Consider the following 16,178-nt stretch of genomic DNA (forward strand, 5'->3'; position numbering starts at 1 on the left):
TAAAATTACACATAACTAATAAGGGAATGAAGAAACTTTGACTAGAGAAGAAATTATTGAGAGTGTATCGGAAAAGATGAGATTAATACGCACAGAAGCGGGATATACCCAAGATAAGATGGCTGAGGTTATTGGTTTATCAAAAAAGACATTAGTGCAAATTGAGAAAGGCAGACTATACGCAGGTTGGTCTACTGTAGTAGCAGTTTGCGCACTTTTTAGAGAGACAGAAACGGTTCGCTTTTTATTTGGTAATGAGCCATTAGAGGTATTAGAAACAGTTGCTCGAGATGGAATGGATTATCGAAAAGAGAAAACCCTTGGTGGAAAAGTATGGTGGAGAGAAGTAGAAAAAAAGAATGGATTTATTCTACAACAAAATATTATAAGTCAGCATTTTCGAATTATTGACGAGGACCATTTTCGAATCTTCTCTAGCTTTGAAGAAAAAGAATCAAAAGATCGTTTTAAGGAACTTAACGGCGAATAAATCATGCATAAATTAGGCTGTCCTATGAGTGTTAGTTTTTATTGAAAAAGACTAATAATTTAATAAGGGCAGCCTATTTTTGTGCTACTTTATTAGAAAATCACTTATAAATCTTAATATGAAATGATTGAATGGGTCCATGCGGTGAGGAAAAACAACAAAGGAAAACATAGATTGAAATGCTATACAGGTTTAAGCGTTAGCATCCGTGTCTATAAGAGCATCTTTCAAGAGGAAAAGGTAAAGAGAGAGCATCTCAGTAACCATAAAAGCCTCAATTAAACGAAAAAGAGACATCTGGCAAAGTATATTTTCATTACATTCAAAGAGCCTGGCTCCCTTTCATAAAGAAAACAATCTGATATCAGACTTAATAATGGAATTTCTTTCCGTCTATAGACGGAAAGAGAAACCATCGCATGAATGTTCATTATCTATAGCAAGAAAGATAGAATAAACTCATCAACTAAAGGATGAGGGATAAGAAATGAATAAATTTACAGAAATTTTTAAAAATGCGAGCTTTACCAGACTATTTATAGCCAATGTCACATCACAAATGGGGAGTGTTATTGGTTTAACAGCTTTCATGTTTTATATTCTTGATCGTTTCTCAGAGCAGCCATCTTATGCCACGATAACGGAATTAATGTTTTCCTTGCCAACGCTAGCCGTGTTTTTTCTTGTTGGAGTAGTGGCAGATCGACTAGACCGAAAGAAGATTGCTTACCATTGTGAGATGATAGCAGCAGCCATGTCTCTATGCTTATTAGGCGCAGTTTCCACTGGCTGGATGCCACTTATCTTTCTCACTTTATTTATTCGAAGTGCTGTTCAGAAATTCTTTTTTCCTGCAGAACAAGGCATTCTTCAAGGGGTATTAAGAAAAGAGGACTATACAACCGCAGCAGGACTTAATCAATTCATTAATAGTGTCTTTATGCTATTCGGTAATGCGATTGGTATATTCGTATATTGGACATTGGGGATTTATGGAGCGATAGTAGTTGATGTTGTTACTTTAACGATAAGCGGGCTTCTCATTAAGTCAATGAAGCTGAGTGAAGAAATTCGACAACCAAATGGCACCCACTCGTTAAAAGACTTAAATATTCGATTTATATGGAGTGACTTTATGATTGGTCTAAAGTACATACTCTCTAATAAATTATTATTAGCATTAATTTATGGATTTATTGCATTTGGGGTTGTAAATGGCGGATTTAGTGTGATACAAGTATTTATTTTGAAATATAAATTAGCTCCTGATAATTATGAACAAGTATCAATTTATTTGGGAATTGTCTTTGGCACAGGAGTAATGATTGGAAGCTTCCTTTCTTCTCTTCTTACCCAAAAGGTAAAATTATTTAAGCTGATTATAATCGGAGCATTTTATATTGCTGTTATGACAATTCTAGCGTCATATGCCACAAATGTCCTATTCTTTTTAACAATTTGTTTCTTATTAGCATTGGGGTTACCGATGATTAATATTGCAATTGGTGGATGGATGCCAACCATTATAGAGCCGAAAATGATGGGAAGGGTACAAGGCTGGATTACCCCGCTAATGATGCTGTCACAGTCCATTACGCTTGGGATTATCTCAATCGGCTATCCTAAATGGTTTTCTATAGAGATAATTTATTGGTTTGTGGGCACATGTTTTCTTATTGTTGGTGGCTATTACAGTTTAGTATTGCCAAGATTAGCAAGAGAAAAGGAAGCAAAAGAAAAGTTAGCTGGGAAAAAAGAGGTTCAACTAAATTATTAAATTCTTTTGATTTTCGAAATATTTGCAATTGACTTTATAAAAACTACGTGTTAATCTCATTTATATTGGAAAATAAATGTAGAGAAAGGATGGTTACTGATGAAAAGATTAAATAGATATTACTCCATTAAAACTTCATACATTGGTAACCTTCTTCTTTCTTATCGATAATTTTTTGCAAAAAAAAAGCTGGTTGCCATTATAGGTAACCTGTGTATTTTTCTATCATCTAGAGATGGGTCGCATGGTTGCGGTCTGTCTCTTTTTTTGTGGGAAAATATGGAATGCAAAAAAGGGCAAAACGTTTATTTTCTAATGAATAGTAAAGGAGGAAAAGTCGATGATTGTATCAGTAAAAGAGGCGAGAAATGAGTTAAAGGATTTAGAAAGTGGCTAGTCAGCAAAGAAGAGAGACAGGGGATGAGTGAATGTTTTCGATATTTTTTAAATTAAAATGGTTTTTTAAAGAGCATTGGAAAAGTTATACGATAGCTATAATTCTGTTAATTATTGTTGGATTTATTGAGGTATTGCCACCAAGAATTTTAGGATTGTTTATCGATGAACTAACGATTGGAACACTAACGACCAATAAAACAATGATGTATATACTTGTTGTATCAGGAATCACAATCAGTACGTATATCATTACCTATTTTTGGATGTATAAGTTATTTGGTGGAGCAAATATCTTAGAATTGAAACTAAGAAGCAAATTTATGAATCACCTATTAAAAATGACGCCAACCTTTTTTGAAAAAAATAAAACCGGAGATTTAATGGCAAGAGCAACGAATGATTTAAAGGCAGTGTCGGTTACTGCGGGGTTTGGTATTTTAACATTGGTCGATTCCACAGTATTTATGCTGACAATTTTAATTACGATGATCATAACAGTAAGCTGGAAATTAACACTTGCAGCGATTCTTCCACTTCCTATTATGGCAGTAATCATGAAAATATATGGGGAAAGAATCCATAAGCGGTTTATGGAAGCACAGGATGCTTTTGGTGATATGAATGATAGTGTCTTGCAGTCTGTTTCAGGAGTACGCGTGATTCGTGCATATGTTTTAGAAAAAGAAGAAGAAAAACAATTTCATCATTTCACAGAAGATGTGTTCAAAAAGAACTTGCGTGTTGCTAAAATAGATTCTTTATTCGACCCTACTATACGAATTCTTGTTGGGTTAAGCTATTTAATTGGTCTTGGCTATGGAGCTTATCTAGTATTCCAGCAACAGTTAACAATTGGGCAGCTTGTTACATTTAATGTGTATTTAGGAATGATTGTTTGGCCAATGTTTGCAGTGGGGGAATTAATGAATATCATGCAGCGCGGAAATGCTTCTTTAGATCGGGTGCAGGAAACATTAAGCTACAAAGCGGATGTCATCAGTTCGGGAAGTGGAAATGGACTGGGTGTTCCAGAAATTATCCAGTTAAAGGATGTGCAATTTCAATACCCATCATCTAAACAAGAAAATCTTCGTGATATTTATTTAACCATCAGAAGAGGAGAAACCGTTGGGATTGTTGGTAAAACAGGAAGTGGGAAAACGACAATTATAAAGCAGCTCCTTAGAGAATATCCAAAAGGGGAAGGGAAGCTTGAGATTAACGGGAATAGCATTGATTCGATCGATTTACATACGTTAAGAGGTTGGATTGGCTATGTTCCCCAAGATCATGTTCTTTTTTCAAAAACAGTGAAAGAGAATATCTTATTTGGAAAAGAAAATGCTACGGAAAAAGAATTGGAGGAAGCAATTAGCCTTGCCTCTTTTAAACAGGATATTGATATGCTTCCAGAAGGGTTAATGACACTTGTTGGGGAAAAAGGAGTCGCATTGTCTGGCGGGCAAAAACAGCGTATTTCGATTGCCAGAGCCCTTATCCGTAAGCCGGAAATTTTAATATTAGATGATTCTTTATCAGCGGTAGATGCAAAAACGGAGCAAAAGATTATTTCGAATATAAAGCAGGAACGCCAAGCAAAAACAACGATTATTACAACACATCGTATGACAGCTGTGCAACATGCTGACCATATTATCGTAATGGAAGATGGTTATATCATAGAGCATGGAACACATGATGAGCTAATGGATTTGAATGGCTGGTACAAAGAACAATATATTACGCAACAGACGAAAGCAGAATCTGAAGAAGTGGAGGTGCAAGCATGACTACTGGACAACGTTTATTTCGATATGCATGGAGCTTTAAAGGAATAATTCTTACTGCGCTACTCATGCTGACAATTGCTGTTATCGCCGACCTTGCAGGACCGTTTGTTGCAAAAAAAGTAATTGATGATCATATAACAGGGATTGAATCCCTTTGGTATCAAACAGAACCAACTAGCGATGCAGTAGCATATAACGGGAATTTTTACAAAAAAGCTGAATACCTTGATTTAGATGAAGAAATGCTTGCAGAAGCTAGAATTCTTCAGGTTGGAAGACAATTTCTTTTTGTAGATGGCACTATTTCCTTTGATGGAAGTCGACAATTTGCGAATGGCACACTGACAATCAGCAGAGAGGGAGAAATGGCAACCTATCCCGCTACTGCTTTAACTCGAACGGAAGTATTTGATTTTTATAAGCCAGAAATTATGCCTATTTTAAAGCTTTTATCTTTTTATTTTGGATTAGTTATTATTTCTGCCATATTCCAATACGGCCAGCATTACTTATTACAAAAGTCAGCAAACCGAATTATTCAAAAAATGCGGGAAGACGTATTTGCGCAAATTCAGCGGTTGCCGATCAAATATTTTGATAATCTTCCTGCTGGTAAAGTAGTTGCCAGAGTAACAAATGACACAGAGGCAATTAGGGAGCTATATGTAACAGTACTCTCGAATTTCTTTTCAAGTGGAATTAACATTATCGGAATTTATATTGCCCTGTTTATTTTGAATCCGCCTCTTGCAGCGATATGTTTAATTCTTCTTCCCATTTTATATATATGGATGATTGGCTACCGCAAATTTGCGTCTAGATATAATCATGTGATTCGTGCAAAAATTAGTGATATTAATGGAATGGTGAACGAATCTATTCAAGGAATGCATATCATTCAAGCCTTTGGCAAAGAAAAGCAAACAAGGGAAGAATTTGAGGATTTAAATAAGGAGCATTTTCGCTTTCAAAATAAGATGCTCCATTTAAATAGTCTTACCTCCCATAATTTGGTGAATGTATTAAGAAACATAGTATTTGTCGTGTTTATTTGGTATATTGCAGGTCAATCTTTAACAGCAACAACGGCTCTTTCTCTTGGGATGCTCTATGCATTTGTTGATTATATTAATCGTCTTTTTCAGCCGGTACAAGGGATTGTCAATCAATTGGCTAATTTAGAGCAAGCTCTTGTTGCAGGGGAACGAGTATTTGAATTATTAGATGAAGATGGAATTGATGTGAAGGATGTTACACTAGAACGCTATAAAGGGAATGTAACGTTTGATCAAGTAAACTTTGCCTATAAAGATAATGATTATGTATTGAAAAATATCTCTTTTGAAGCAAAGCAAGGAGAAACAGTCGCATTAGTAGGTCATACTGGATCTGGAAAAAGCTCTATTATGAATCTATTATTCCGGTTCTATGATATTCAATCAGGGAAGATTACGATAGATGGAAAAGATATCATGTCTATTTCCAAGCAAGATCTTCGTAAATATATGGGAATTGTTCTTCAAGATCCGTTCCTCTTTACTGGAACAATCGCCTCAAATGTAACGTTAAATGACCCATCCATATCAAGGGCAACCGTGGAGAAAGCATTAAAGGATGTAGGTGCAGATAGGGTATTAAAGCATTTAGAAAAGGGATACGATGAGCCAGTAATTGAAAAGGGAAGTACGCTTTCTAGTGGGCAAAGACAGCTAATTTCCTTTGCCAGAGCGCTTGCTTTTGATCCAGCGATTCTTATTTTAGATGAAGCAACAAGCAGTATTGATACGGAAACAGAACAAATCATTCAACATGCGATGGAAGTACTAAAGGAAGGCAGAACGACCTTTATCATTGCCCATCGACTATCAACGATTCGGAATGCTGATCAAATTATCGTACTTGATCATGGAGAAATCATCGAAAAAGGCAATCATGATGAATTGATGGGATTAAAAGGAAAATATTATCATATGTATCAGTTGCAGCAAGGGGAGAGTTTAGCAGGATAATGGATAATTTCTCTTCATAAGCAAGCCCTCCTAAATGTAGGAGGGCTTTAGCCATTATATTAAATTGTTATTAGCCTTGAAATCCACCTAGTTGCTTTTCAGCCATTTGTACTAAGCGTTTTGTAATTTCTCCACCAACAGATCCGTTAGCGCGAGAAGTAGTTTCTGCACCTAGGTTTACACCGAATTCAGATGCAATTTCGTATTTCATTTGGTCTAGAGCTTGAGATACTCCTGGTACTAATAGTTGATTTGAAGAATTGTTGTTTGCCATTGTGTTCCAGCTCCTTCTAGTTGTTTTTTTGGTTGGGTTAACTGGAATTGCACCAGTTGTAAGAGAATTCTTACTACCACTAGGTGTAACCCATTAATAGATATGGCATTTTGCTGGTTAGTTGTTGCCTTGGTTGTTGCTTGTACTATTATTATGGATGGATTTCTTGTTCTTATTCAACAAAAAATGGAGGAAATTAATTCCTTTTACAACAGTTGGATAGTTTCTATTTCAATACAGAAACTAAAGGCAGAATAAAGTGCATTTTCTCTTTAAGGCACTACTTAATGTCTCCGGATTGTGGAAAAAAGGAAGGTGAATATAAAGTGGGCTCAATATGTCCGATTTGTAATGGGATGGAAAGCTTAGAAAAGCCTTGTACTAACTGTGGATATCAAGTGGAAGACAGGGGGAGAGTGATGGACTATTATGATGACTATAGTGCATATATGCCAATTGATCAGATGAAGTTAGAAGATGGCTATCAAGATTTATCTGCACATTTATGTCCTCATTTTATACAGTGTCCTCATTGTGGGCAGGAAGAAATTTTATTAATAAAGGAATAAAAATGATATGGAGACCATTGTATCTAATAGTAAAAAAGCTTACCGAGCATATATAGGTAAGCCTTTTTTTAGTATGCAATTAACGAATACGAAGTTCTGTTTCTTTATCGAAGAAGTGACCTTTATTCATATCAAACGCTAATTTAACCGATTGACCAGCTTGAAGGTCGGCTCTTGAATCTAAGCGAGCAACAAATTCTTTTCCAGATAGAGTAGAGTACACAAGGCTCTCTGCACCTGTTAATTCAAATACATCTACTTTTGCGTCAAAGCTTGTATTTTCTGAACTGCTTATAAATACTAATTCATCATGGATATCTTCTGGACGAACACCGAAGATAACTTCTTTACCAACATAATTTTGTTCGCGCAATGTTTTTAATTTTCCTTCTGGAATGATGAAAGAACTATCGCCAATTACCATTTTATTGTCGACTACTTTTCCTTCAAAGAAGTTCATTGCTGGTGAACCAATAAATCCGCCAACAAAAACATTTTCCGGTTTTTCGTATACTTCTTTTGGAGCACCAACCTGTTGGATAACTCCATCTTTCATAACAACAAGTCTTGTTGCCATTGTCATCGCTTCTGTTTGGTCATGCGTTACATAAATAGTAGTCGTTTGTAGTCTTTGGTGAAGCTTTGAAATTTCAGCACGCATTTGTACACGTAATTTAGCATCTAAGTTTGATAATGGCTCATCCATTAAGAATACTTTTGCATCACGAACAATGGCACGGCCTAGTGCAACCCTTTGACGTTGTCCACCGGATAATGCTTTTGGTTTTCTTTTTAAGTATTCTTCTAATCCAAGAATTTTTGCAGCGTTATTTACTCTTTCTTCAATTTCCGCTTTAGGGAATTTACGAAGTTTTAATCCGAATGCCATATTATCATATACAGTCATATGTGGATATAGTGCATAGTTTTGGAAAACCATCGCAATATCGCGATCTTTTGGAGCAACATCGTTAACACGTAATTCATCAATAAAGAAATCACCTTTTGAAATATCTTCAAGACCTGCAATCATACGAAGAGTTGTTGATTTACCGCAACCAGAAGGACCAACAAATACGACAAATTCTTTATCCTGAATGTGTAAATTAAAATCTTTAACCGCTTCTACTTTTTCATCATAAATTTTATAAATATTCTTTAACACTAGTTCTGCCATTTTGTTCTCCCCCTACTATTTTATAGTTATACTTTAACACTTTTGATACCGTTTTCAAATTGGCGAATTGCATGAAAAACGCTTACAAAATTTTGAGCAAAATGCCTAAGAACTTGTATAATCAGGTGAATTCGCTCGTTTTTATAGCAAATAATCTATAGGCAATGTTTATTTGGGTGGAGAATAAGAGGGGATGCAAAAGAAAAAAGCCAATAATGGCTTTGGAAAAGTGTGCTATCTTCCACTTGTATAATATAAGCAAGCAAGATAGGTTGTTATGTAACTATGATAATTTTTTAAGTCAAATCCTGTTTTTTCAGTAAATTTATCAAGGCGGTATTGTAATGTATTGCGGTGGATAAATAATTGTTTGGCTGTATTGGTGCTGTGTCCATTGTTTTCTATGAATGTTTTAATGGTCAGCAGAAGTTCTTTATCTTCATCAAATATCGAGAACCATTCTTTAAATAAATGAAGTTCGTCTTCTCTTAGTCGGCTGATTAATAGGTTTGGGAGAATCGTTTCCATACTGAGTACATTTGATTTTGGCATAAATGCCAAGCCTTTTGAAAATAAGTTTCTTTCTTGTCCAAATATTGTGGGGATTGGACTACTTAGCTTCATTTCTTTTCCTAAATAAAAACAAATGGAAAAAAAGAAATCGGATTGTAAAGCTTGCGCAAGAGCAAGTAAATCTTCCTCTTCTAAATATTGTGCATTTTGCTCAATGACCACACCTTCACTTAAGCCATTCCATATAATAAGACTATTTGTATCTATAAATCCTTCAAAGGCAGACTCAATCAATTTTTTTTCAAGAGAAACAGAAATTCCTTTAATTTGAAACTGGATGAAACGTATGGTTTCAACATTTTTAAAAGCAGGCTTTTCTCCATTGAAATAAAGATATTGATTCCAGGTATACTCTTCTTTCTTTAATGTTTCATCAGGTTCGAAAAAATCATAGCATGCTTTTAATAATTCTAGCTGAGATTCATCGATCTCCTGCTTTAGAATGCCAATCCAATCATCTTGAAAATTAGTCTTGAACCAATGATAATCAGAAAGCTGAGACGGGGCTGGAGGCGTTGATTGCTCCAAGCTATGTTTATAATAAGCTAATATTTTATGCTTCAATTGATGTTACCTCCGAAATAGTAAAAACATTATCATAATTTTATTTTATAACTTTTTATAGAAATGGGGCAAGTGGGGGCGTTTGTGGAGGGAGAGTTTGGCTGAAAAGGATTCAGTATTGGCTGAAAAATCTGAAGTTTGGCTGATAAAAACTAACATTAACCGAGATAAAGTTAAAATGCACCCCCTTCCATATAAAATCACTAATTAAGGGGATGCTGAATGAGTTTATTCACTTATATAAGGTGGTTCTTCTTCAGGCAGCTCTCTTGCTTCTTCGATATTAGCATTTTCTTCTCTATTGAAAACCGTACCGCCAGCTAATCCTTCATTAATCATACGGTCAATATCTAAATAGGCTTTGTCCTTGCCTTCAAATTCAAGATCTTTTTTTGCTCTTTTCATGAAAATCCCTCCTACCATTAGGATGAGTCTTCTAATTAGTTTTATTCTTGGAGGGAAAATTAGTTAGTGTATAAAAAAGCTTTACTAGTTGCTGGCATCTTTTTTCCTCAATCTCTACTTCATCAAATAACATTGGTTTTGCATTGACTTCAAAAAGATAATAATTGCCTTCTTTATCTACACAAGCATCAATCGAGAATTCACCTATGAAACCATATTTTTTTGTTAAAACCTCTCCACAATGGGTGACTAGTTTTTCGAAAAATAGATCATGTTCCTTTTGTGCTACTTCACGATAGGCCAATAGTTTTCCGCCTGATGGAATATGAGTCGTTACATCTTGTTGATTTGCCTGTCTTACGCCAACTCCTGATAGAACATAGCGATTTTCTTCAAACATAACTAACAGGCGGAAATCATAGCGGCTTCCTTTATATAATGCTCCGTCAATTTCTTCTTGGATAAGAAATTTCTTTTGGGACCATTCTTGATAATACTGATTCCAAACTTCATCTATCGAAGAAAAAAAAGCTGTTTCCTTCGTTGTACTTACTTGAATGGAATGCTCTTTTTCTAGCCTTATGCGATAAATATGATTCCCCTTAGATCCCTCAATTGGTTTTAAATAGATTTTTTTATATGCATGAAAAAAAGCAACAAAATCCTCTTGTCTCTCTAAAAGTGATGTTTTTGGTATGTGTCTATTTAACAAAGGATGCTCGCTAAATAGCTCATAAAGTTCCCATTTATTTATAAAGGATGGATTAAAAAAAGGGATTCCATTTTTTTTTAGAAAAGATACGGCATTTTGGAAGACCTCTTGCTTTTCTGTGTTTCGAAATGGCACTCGGTTATAAACTATGTCTGGCAATGGTGTAATGGCTTTAAGCCACTTATTTTGAATGGAACAAAAAATATAACCTGTTAGCTCATCTCTTTGTAAATTTTCAGGCGGAAAGATGACGACAATCCCGCCTGTAAGCTGCAGCTGTTTCTGAATCTCCTTAAAAAGCGCACCATTCCCTATTAATTTGTCCTGCTTATTTTTTGCAATCATAATGCCAATTAATGGGCCAACTTTATTCTGGTATTCGACAATCGGAAAAGCTACATGATTGGAAGGAGGCCTTGCGAAAGATAATCGCGTTTTAGATGATCCAAAAAAGTAATTTTTTGTTGAATCTGTATACCAACATTCTTTTTCGGAATCATAATAAATATTCATTGATAAATATCCTCTAGACTAAGGATGCTTTGTTCCATTAGAAAGACTGCGTACTCTAGGGATTTTCGGCGTGTTTCCAGATCGAATTTTTTTAGAGAGGGATGTTTAAAGATGCTTCTTCCAGGTTTAGCGTTCGCCTCAAATAACCAGACACGCCCTTTGCGATCCAACCCTAAATCGAATCCGATTTCGCCAATATATCCTTCCATCTGCTTTTCTAGAGCTTTACTGATTTGCAAGGATGCTTTAGTAAGTTTAGTTATCATTTCTTCGCTTTTTAAATCTGTATCCGATAATTCGTCCATTGCTTTAACAATTCCTCCATTATTAAGATGTGTAGTCACACTTCCTGGACCAGCAATTTTTGCTGCAATTGCAGTCATTTCCCATTGTCCATCTTTATTTTTATTTGTATGAATTCGAAAATCGACTGACTTATTTTCCGAACGAATTAAGTGAATGCCTTGTTGAACGATATAATGAGATAAGTTTTGCTTATCGAATAAATGATTCATTAATGCTTCTAAATGGTCAAATTTCATGAGCCGATTACCTTGGTCTATATCTTTAAAGCGGGTGTAGTAATAGCCATCTTTTTTATCATACAATAGCTGGTAGATCCCTTTTCCAAGACTCCCGTTTTTTGGTTTAATATAGACATTGCCAAAGTTTGAGAGCATTCTTTCGATAACAGAAAAATTAGTGAGTGCATGGGTCTCTGGCAAATAATCGGAAATATTATCATCTTGCAGTAATCTTTCATAAATATCCAATTTATTAAAGAAGCCTGGATTATACCAGGGAATCGAATATTCCTGTTGCAATCTGTTTTTAACGGCTTGAATTTTGTTTAAGTTTTCAATTCTACGATTAGGTATGCGGTCATAAATAACATTTGGGAAAGGAACCTCTACTGATTTCCAGCCATCCTCATAAAGTAGTCCATTAATGGTACCAGTATCCCAATTAACATGTTGCTCCCCAAATAGGAAGGCTATGACACCAACTGTTTTTTGCACAGAAAGAAGCTTTGAAAATAAAATGGAACGATCTCCGATTGGACGCACTTTTATAGTTGAAAATCCGGATGTGAATATTCCTAGTAGTGGACCTGCGTATAACGTCTCATTAACCACAAATAAATGAATATTAGAAGTGGACGATGGGAAATGCAAGTCATTAAATAGATTGGAACTAATTCCTACCGTATTTCTTGATTTATTCTGTTTTTTGATCGTTGCTTCCTTACTTGCAGTGCCAAAAGCAAGTATTTTTAAATCTGTGTTTATATCAAAGTCAGTTGGTAAGTAGACTGTATTTTCGCTATCAGTTATTATTTCGATAGGATATAGCTTTTTCATCCATATTCCTCCTTTTATCATCAGCTAATTTAGCAGCATAAAGGACAGGAGCTTTATAAAGTTTCTCGCTTAGATGAGGATAGGCTGTCATGATTACTTTTCTTCCTGGCTTTGAATTTACATCAAGAATCCATAGGGAGCCATTTGGGGTAATACCAATATCTACGCCGATTTCAAATAATGGAGAGAAAGAACTTTCTAATATGGAAGGAAGGAGTGAAAATATTTCCTCTATTTCCTGTTTAAGAAAGCTTTTTAATTTAATGTGAATGGACAAAAACCAATCATCAAAGGCAACAATCGATGCACCAGCACTTAAATTTGAGATGATTCTCCCTTTTTCCCCAATACGGACTCCTTTCTCAACGACTTCCCATTCTTCCTTCACGTTTTTTTGCATAAGAGCACGAATATCAAATGGTTGTTCGTCTTTGTTTGACAGTGGAAGATATGCTTGCATTAAATAAGCATTTCTTTTTAAAAGCTGATTAAGCCATTTATTAAAAGTTATCCGATCAGAAAATAACTTTTCTACGGTTTTATCTTTTTTATCCGTTCTTACCAATATTCCTTCTTTTTGTTTCTTGATAAAAAATAGTCCATTTCCTTGGGAGCCGTTTATCGGTTTTATGATTATTGGATTTAAGCTCTGAAAATTAACTTGATTTGCTGCTTGTAAGAGAAATGTTTCTGGAAGATATGCTGCAAGCTTTGATTCGCGCAATACTTGATATAGTTGCCATTTATTTGGTAATCCATTGCCGATAAAGGTGATATTAGGCTGTTTTTTTAGCCATTGAATAATATTTTTGCATTGGATAGAATGAGAATCATCATGATAAAAACAACGATCATATAGAATAGTAGGAACTGGGAATTCTGATTCTATCCAAGTATCTGAGTCTGGCATATATTCTTTTCCTTTTACAGTATGTGTAAAGGGATGATAGGTGGATGGGACAAAATGATAGATCGTTAAATGATAATCGCGTCCATATTTTGCTATTTCGTGAATGTATTTGTTTTCATGCTCTAAGGATAATGACATAATTCCAAATTTATTCATCTTCTGATATCTCCTTTAAACAAGGGGAAAAGGAAAGTGCAATAAAATATTCAAGCAAAGCTTTCGTAGATGGCCTTGTTTTTTCAATATGTTCTTCTAATTTCTTAGAAGGTTTGGAATTTACTTCGATAACCCACAGATGACCTTGTTTATCCATACCAATATCGATACCTAATTCTCCTAAGTATCCATCTGTATTTTCACTAAGGATAGCTGCTATCTCTAAAGCTAATGCTTTTAACTCTTCTATTTTCTGTACTGCTTTTTCTGTAGTCAGTAATTCATGTAACACGACTTTTGCTGGCTTCATTTCTGCACCTTGGGCCAAATTTGCAACGATCGCATTTTTTTGAGCAATTCTTGCAACAATGGAGGTAATGCTCCAGTTGCCTTGGTAATTTTTATGACAAAGAATACGGAAGTCAAGAGAGCGCCCATTTGATTTGAAAAAATCAATTCCTTGCTGACATATATAGCTTCTTCGCTTGGCATAACCTTCTAGCCATTTCCATAGCTTTTCTTCATCTGAAAATAGTTTAGTTATCCCTTTTCTTTTTCCAGAAGAAATAGTTGCAGAAAATCCATTGTTTAAGTGTTCAATATGAATGATATTTCTACCTTGGCTACCATGAACTGGTTTAACATAAAGAAGTGGGAATGTTAGCATGGAGATAAAATTTTGATAGGTGAGTTCCTTTGTTACAGGTAAATGTTCATGCATTGTTGCACTTTTGTTTAGAAGTTGATAGGTTTCATCTTTTGAAAAAAATCTGCTATTGAAAATAGGAATATCTTTTTCCTCAAGTAATTTTTTAAGCTTTAAAAAGGCGGTGCTAGAATCTGCTTTTCGAGAGTGAAGCCGGTTATAAATAACATGAGGATAAGGGAAGTCCAGCCTATTCCAAGTGTTATGATGAAAAAAATATCCGTTCATTTTATCCTCTTGAACATTTTGTAGTCCAAAAAGATAAAAGAATCCACCTATTTGAGTTAATTCTTCTGTTAATTCCTTGCATAAATGTTGAATGCTAGGAAATATGATTTCTTTCTTATCATCGTTAATTTCTGTTAATATGCCAATCACTGGGCCTAAATGGATTAATTGATTTTTGTTAAAATATGGGATGAGAAAAGTATCGATTTCCTTTGGAAGTAGTAAACTCTTTTCTAAATCAGTACTAAACACAATATCTTGCTTTTCAAGAGAATGTGTTTGAACTGCAACTTGAACATTCCTTTTAGCTAGACATACATACACAGGCTCATTCAAATTTATGTTTAAAAATTTTAGCAAAGAGGGACTGATAGCTATAGATAATCCATCTAAAGCTTCTTGAAAATCGTCTTTTTTAAATAGTTGCAAAAATTTAAGTGTCATTCAGATTCCCCATTTGTTTTTTCAATTTAGGAAGAGCGATACTGACATTCGCCTATTTTGGTGCTGATATATCGTATGAAAATATAGCTAAGTTGTGATAACTTTGAAAAAAGATTTCACTGGCTCAAGCTCAAAGCTGATACAGGCATAGATACTTTTCCTATATTTCTGAAATAAAGGTATTTCTGGTATTATGATGCATAGTTTGTTATAGTGGAGACAATTGTTAAATAAAGGAGTTGTTTTAATGGCAGTAAATGTACATGACCCTGCAAATGAATTAGAGAAAGCGATTCGTCAAAGTGATGAATATACAGAATTGAAAACAATGTATGATACGGTAAATGGAGATCCTTCCGCAAAAGCAATGTTTGATAATTTCCGTAATATTCAACTACAGCTTCAGCAAAAGCAAATGGCAGGTCAAGAAATTACTCAAGAAGAAGTAGAACAAGCACAAAAAACAGTGGCACTTGTTCAACAACATGAAAGTATTTCAAAGCTAATGGCTGCAGAACAACGCATGAGTGTGTTAATTGGTGAATTAAATCAAATTATCATGAAACCATTAGAAGAGTTATATGGACCAGCACAACAACAATAATAAGACAAACGAAAATCCTCTGCTTATGTAGGGGTTTTTTTATGGAGAAAAGCATAGAGATTGAATGCCAAGTACTAAAAATCATAGGGAAAGTGGATAAAATAATAGGAGGATGGCGAAATGCCATCCTCCTAAAGTCATATCTATTTAATTAAAATATTTTTTAATTAAAACTTGCTTCCGCCAAGTTGTTGCTCAGCCATTTGTACTAATCTTTTAGTGATTTCGCCACCTACTGAACCGTTAGCACGAGAAGTAGTTTCAGCACCAAGGTTTACTCCAAACTCTGATGCAATTTCATATTTCATTTGATCCAATGCTTGAGATACTCCTGGAACTAATAATTGATTTGATGAATTGTTATTTGCCATGATGAATGTTTCCTCCTTGAGTGATTTAATTTGTGTTACGTTTATTATTTTAAAAAAAATCACGTTTTTTATGCAAAAAAGCAAAAAGTAATTTTTTCCATAGGAAATAAAATGTTGTTTTTATGCAGTTATTGTTAAAAACAGGT

Annotated in this window: 15 protein-coding genes; 6 read left to right on the forward strand and 9 right to left on the reverse strand. The window is 34.7% G+C overall.

Annotation, left to right across the window (positions count from 1 at the left end):
• Window positions 1-37: 37 nt before the first annotated feature.
• The 4 genes from ACTNDN_RS14525 to ACTNDN_RS14540 all read left to right on the forward strand — a co-directional run bounded on the left by ACTNDN_RS14525 (window position 38) and on the right by ACTNDN_RS14540 (window position 6,465).
• Complete coding sequence (locus ACTNDN_RS14525; protein WP_031535683.1) at window positions 38-490, forward strand: helix-turn-helix transcriptional regulator; 453 nt, start codon at window positions 38-40, stop codon at window positions 488-490.
• A gap of 487 nt (window positions 491-977) precedes the next feature.
• On the forward strand, window positions 978-2,267 hold the full coding sequence (locus ACTNDN_RS14530; protein WP_441131346.1) for an MFS transporter: 1,290 nt from the start codon (window positions 978-980) through the stop codon (window positions 2,265-2,267).
• Between the two features lie 428 nt (window positions 2,268-2,695).
• Window positions 2,696-4,456 carry an ABC transporter ATP-binding protein gene (locus tag ACTNDN_RS14535; protein ID WP_235251752.1) on the forward strand — a complete coding sequence of 587 codons (1,761 nt, stop codon included), beginning with the start codon at window positions 2,696-2,698 and terminating at the stop codon, window positions 4,454-4,456.
• Entirely contained in the window at window positions 4,453-6,465 is a 2,013-nt protein-coding gene (locus ACTNDN_RS14540) for an ABC transporter ATP-binding protein (protein ID WP_441131347.1), read from the forward strand. The genes ACTNDN_RS14535 and ACTNDN_RS14540 overlap by 4 nt, the downstream gene beginning before the upstream one ends.
• Before the next feature lie 70 nt (window positions 6,466-6,535).
• Here ACTNDN_RS14540 and ACTNDN_RS14545 read toward each other — a convergent pair whose 3' ends face one another.
• Window positions 6,536-6,739 carry an alpha/beta-type small acid-soluble spore protein gene (locus ACTNDN_RS14545; RefSeq protein WP_031535675.1) on the reverse strand — a complete coding sequence of 68 codons (204 nt, stop codon included), beginning with the start codon at window positions 6,737-6,739 and terminating at the stop codon, window positions 6,536-6,538.
• A 326-nt stretch (window positions 6,740-7,065) separates the two neighbouring features.
• On the opposite strand from ACTNDN_RS14545, the gene ACTNDN_RS14550 reads away from it, so the two are divergent.
• Window positions 7,066-7,308: a hypothetical protein gene (locus ACTNDN_RS14550; RefSeq protein ID WP_231512503.1), complete on the forward strand. Its 243-nt coding sequence runs from the start codon at window positions 7,066-7,068 to the stop codon at window positions 7,306-7,308.
• Window positions 7,309-7,387: 79 nt separating this feature from the next.
• Here ACTNDN_RS14550 and ACTNDN_RS14555 read toward each other — a convergent pair whose 3' ends face one another.
• The 7 genes from ACTNDN_RS14555 to ACTNDN_RS14585 form a co-directional block, all read right to left on the reverse strand.
• Window positions 7,388-8,485: an ABC transporter ATP-binding protein gene (locus tag ACTNDN_RS14555; protein ID WP_031535670.1), complete on the reverse strand. Its 1,098-nt coding sequence runs from the start codon at window positions 8,483-8,485 to the stop codon at window positions 7,388-7,390.
• 234 nt (window positions 8,486-8,719) lie between these two features.
• A complete protein-coding gene (locus tag ACTNDN_RS14560) occupies window positions 8,720-9,622 on the reverse strand; it encodes a PucR family transcriptional regulator (protein WP_235251750.1) in 903 nt (300 codons plus the stop codon).
• Window positions 9,623-9,850: 228 nt separating this feature from the next.
• Window positions 9,851-10,027, reverse strand: coding sequence for a hypothetical protein (locus ACTNDN_RS14565; protein ID WP_441131348.1), 177 nt, complete (start codon window positions 10,025-10,027; stop codon window positions 9,851-9,853).
• Between the two features lie 31 nt (window positions 10,028-10,058).
• Window positions 10,059-11,252 carry a YheC/YheD family endospore coat-associated protein gene (locus ACTNDN_RS14570; RefSeq protein WP_441131349.1) on the reverse strand — a complete coding sequence of 398 codons (1,194 nt, stop codon included), beginning with the start codon at window positions 11,250-11,252 and terminating at the stop codon, window positions 10,059-10,061.
• Window positions 11,249-12,613: a YheC/YheD family endospore coat-associated protein gene (locus ACTNDN_RS14575; RefSeq protein WP_441131350.1), complete on the reverse strand. Its 1,365-nt coding sequence runs from the start codon at window positions 12,611-12,613 to the stop codon at window positions 11,249-11,251. Before ACTNDN_RS14575 ends, ACTNDN_RS14570 begins: the two co-directional genes overlap by 4 nt.
• Complete coding sequence (locus ACTNDN_RS14580; protein WP_441131351.1) at window positions 12,579-13,679, reverse strand: YheC/YheD family endospore coat-associated protein; 1,101 nt, start codon at window positions 13,677-13,679, stop codon at window positions 12,579-12,581. The genes ACTNDN_RS14575 and ACTNDN_RS14580 overlap by 35 nt, the downstream gene beginning before the upstream one ends.
• A complete protein-coding gene (locus ACTNDN_RS14585) occupies window positions 13,672-15,057 on the reverse strand; it encodes a YheC/YheD family endospore coat-associated protein (protein WP_031535659.1) in 1,386 nt (461 codons plus the stop codon). Before ACTNDN_RS14585 ends, ACTNDN_RS14580 begins: the two co-directional genes overlap by 8 nt.
• 247 nt (window positions 15,058-15,304) lie before the next feature.
• Between ACTNDN_RS14585 and ACTNDN_RS14590 the strand changes: the two genes are divergently transcribed.
• Window positions 15,305-15,661 (forward strand): YlbF family regulator, encoded by a 357-nt coding sequence (locus ACTNDN_RS14590; protein ID WP_031535657.1) that lies wholly within the window; start codon window positions 15,305-15,307, stop codon window positions 15,659-15,661.
• 167 nt (window positions 15,662-15,828) lie between these two features.
• On the opposite strand, the gene ACTNDN_RS14595 is transcribed toward ACTNDN_RS14590, so the two are convergent.
• The gene (locus tag ACTNDN_RS14595; protein WP_031535655.1) at window positions 15,829-16,032 is read right to left on the reverse strand and encodes an alpha/beta-type small acid-soluble spore protein; all 204 of its coding nucleotides are present in this window, start codon (window positions 16,030-16,032) and stop codon (window positions 15,829-15,831) included.
• Window positions 16,033-16,178 lie beyond the last annotated feature (146 nt).

The organism is Niallia sp. HCP3S3_B10 (genome assembly GCF_052064465.1).
GTDB lineage: Bacteria > Bacillota > Bacilli > Bacillales > Cytobacillaceae > Niallia > Niallia hominis.

Excerpts from the sequence above, each read along its gene's own strand:
- ACTNDN_RS14530 (WP_441131346.1), top strand. The coding sequence starts at position 978 with ATGAATAAATTTACAGAAATTTTTAAAAATGCGAGCTTTACCAGACTA.
- ACTNDN_RS14535 (WP_235251752.1), top strand. The coding sequence starts at position 2,696 with ATGTTTTCGATATTTTTTAAATTAAAATGGTTTTTTAAAGAGCATTGG.
- ACTNDN_RS14540 (WP_441131347.1), top strand. The coding sequence starts at position 4,453 with ATGACTACTGGACAACGTTTATTTCGATATGCATGGAGCTTTAAAGGA.
- ACTNDN_RS14545 (WP_031535675.1), bottom strand. The coding sequence starts at position 6,739 with ATGGCAAACAACAATTCTTCAAATCAACTATTAGTACCAGGAGTATCT.
- ACTNDN_RS14555 (WP_031535670.1), bottom strand. The coding sequence starts at position 8,485 with ATGGCAGAACTAGTGTTAAAGAATATTTATAAAATTTATGATGAAAAA.
- ACTNDN_RS14565 (WP_441131348.1), bottom strand. The coding sequence starts at position 10,027 with ATGAAAAGAGCAAAAAAAGATCTTGAATTTGAAGGCAAGGACAAAGCC.
- ACTNDN_RS14570 (WP_441131349.1), bottom strand. The coding sequence starts at position 11,252 with ATGAATATTTATTATGATTCCGAAAAAGAATGTTGGTATACAGATTCA.
- ACTNDN_RS14575 (WP_441131350.1), bottom strand. The coding sequence starts at position 12,613 with ATGAAAAAGCTATATCCTATCGAAATAATAACTGATAGCGAAAATACA.
- ACTNDN_RS14580 (WP_441131351.1), bottom strand. The coding sequence starts at position 13,679 with ATGAATAAATTTGGAATTATGTCATTATCCTTAGAGCATGAAAACAAA.
- ACTNDN_RS14585 (WP_031535659.1), bottom strand. The coding sequence starts at position 15,057 with ATGACACTTAAATTTTTGCAACTATTTAAAAAAGACGATTTTCAAGAA.
- ACTNDN_RS14590 (WP_031535657.1), top strand. The coding sequence starts at position 15,305 with ATGGCAGTAAATGTACATGACCCTGCAAATGAATTAGAGAAAGCGATT.
- ACTNDN_RS14595 (WP_031535655.1), bottom strand. The coding sequence starts at position 16,032 with ATGGCAAATAACAATTCATCAAATCAATTATTAGTTCCAGGAGTATCT.